At 53.9% G+C, this 1,507-nt stretch carries 2 protein-coding genes and 1 pseudogene; 2 read left to right on the top strand and 1 reads right to left on the bottom strand.

From position 1 onward, the window contains the following. Positions 1–66: 66 nt before the first annotated feature. A pseudogene (locus BDI24065_RS41455) lies at positions 67–171 on the top strand (HEPN/Toprim-associated domain-containing protein); the annotation flags it as partial. A 261-nt stretch (positions 172–432) separates the two neighbouring features. Further along, on the top strand, positions 433–807 hold the full coding sequence (locus tag BDI24065_RS41325; protein WP_254609967.1) for a hypothetical protein: 375 nt from the start codon (positions 433–435) through the stop codon (positions 805–807). 158 nt (positions 808–965) lie between these two features. Here the strand turns inward: BDI24065_RS41325 and BDI24065_RS40805 are convergent. After that, a partial coding sequence (locus tag BDI24065_RS40805) for a hypothetical protein (RefSeq protein WP_217481857.1) occupies positions 966–1,507 on the bottom strand: 542 nt, incomplete at its 5' end.

A 1,507-nucleotide genomic window follows, 5' to 3' on the forward strand; every position in this document is an offset into this window, starting at 1 on the left:
CCAGCTGTCCACGTGGACACGTAGCATCAGAGTGCAGCGATTTCTACACAAGGGCGCCGTTATTCGATCGCTTACGAAAATCCGGCCAATCTGGATCTTGAAGTCGTTTGGGACTACGGGAACTTTGTCGATGCTGGGTGGGCGAAAAACGAAGATTTTGTCTCCGGCGCGCGTCGCACACAGACGTACCTAATCGCGACCGAGGGTACGTCCGACACACACATCCTGAAGCGCGGCTTCGCGCTTCTCCGGCCGGATATCGAGGACTTTTTCCGGTTCATCGACGTTGAAGACCGACACCCATTCTCCGGAACGGGCAACTTATCGAAGTTTGCCGAAGGGCTGGTCAAGATTGACGTTCACAACCGGGTTGTCTTCCTCTTCGACAACGACGCTGAAGGAATCGACACATTTCGTAGTCTGCAGCGCTTCATGTTCCCGGTGAACATGCGAGCAATGGTGCTACCTGACGTGGAGGAACTGCGTAATTTCCCGACACGAGGACCGAGTGGCGTCGAAAATGCCGACATCAATGGCCGCGCCGCAGCCATCGAGTGCTATTTGGACCTGCGGTTGAAAGATCGTCCACCTCCACAGGTGACCTGGACCAACTACAAAGAGTCACTGGGAATCTACCAGGGCGCACTCGACTTCAAGGACACTTACGCCAAAGCGTTCTATACCGCTACCCCGGATGCCATTGCATCGGGGACGTACGACTCAAGCAAGCTGCGCGTCGTGCTCGGGACGCTTTTCGCTCAATGCAGCGAAATGGCAACACGGATGCTTCGCCCCACTCAGGACTAGTATGTTGCGGACCTTCGAATGTCATCGCGCGACATCCGATGGCTGGCTGTAATCGGCCGATCTTCGCCTACGGACTGCTGAACAACTAGTGTCGGAAGGATTCGTTGAGGGCGAGCCACGCCTTCATATACCCACAGTCTGCACCAACACGAAATTTCTCAGATCGTCTTCAAGTAGAGAAAAATCTGATCATTTTCCTCCGTCACGATGCCTTGAGATATCGCGTCCACGTCGACTTGAACGCGCCTCCCTCGCGCACCTCCATGCACACATGCCCGTCGTAACGTTCGCTCTCTACTGCTGCATAAAAGATCAAGATAGGCCGAACGCAACGTGCGCGGAGTAACGTGAAGGTCCTTATGAGCGGATCGACTCTTCTCCCACTCGTGAAAGATCGACCAGATACCCCAAGCTGAGATTGCATCTTCCGAATCGAGATGAGTGATTAGCGGTGCATGTGCAAGAGGCCCCTTGCCAATAACGCCTCGGCGAAGCTGGCTGTAACGCTTCCATTGTCGAACAACGTGCTCCGGCAACCTCACTTGATGACCGTTGGCGCTTTCAGCCTCGATTGTGCCCGCACGAGTTAAATCACAAACTTTCAATTTCGCTAAGGTTGCTGGCTGTTGATGTCCGCACAGAACTGACCCACTAGAGCTGAAAATTTTCATCGAATTTTGACCCACGTGATTGAATGCCC

The sequence above is a fragment of the Burkholderia lata genome, assembly GCF_902499025.1.
In the GTDB taxonomy this organism is placed as follows: domain Bacteria; phylum Pseudomonadota; class Gammaproteobacteria; order Burkholderiales; family Burkholderiaceae; genus Burkholderia; species Burkholderia lata_C.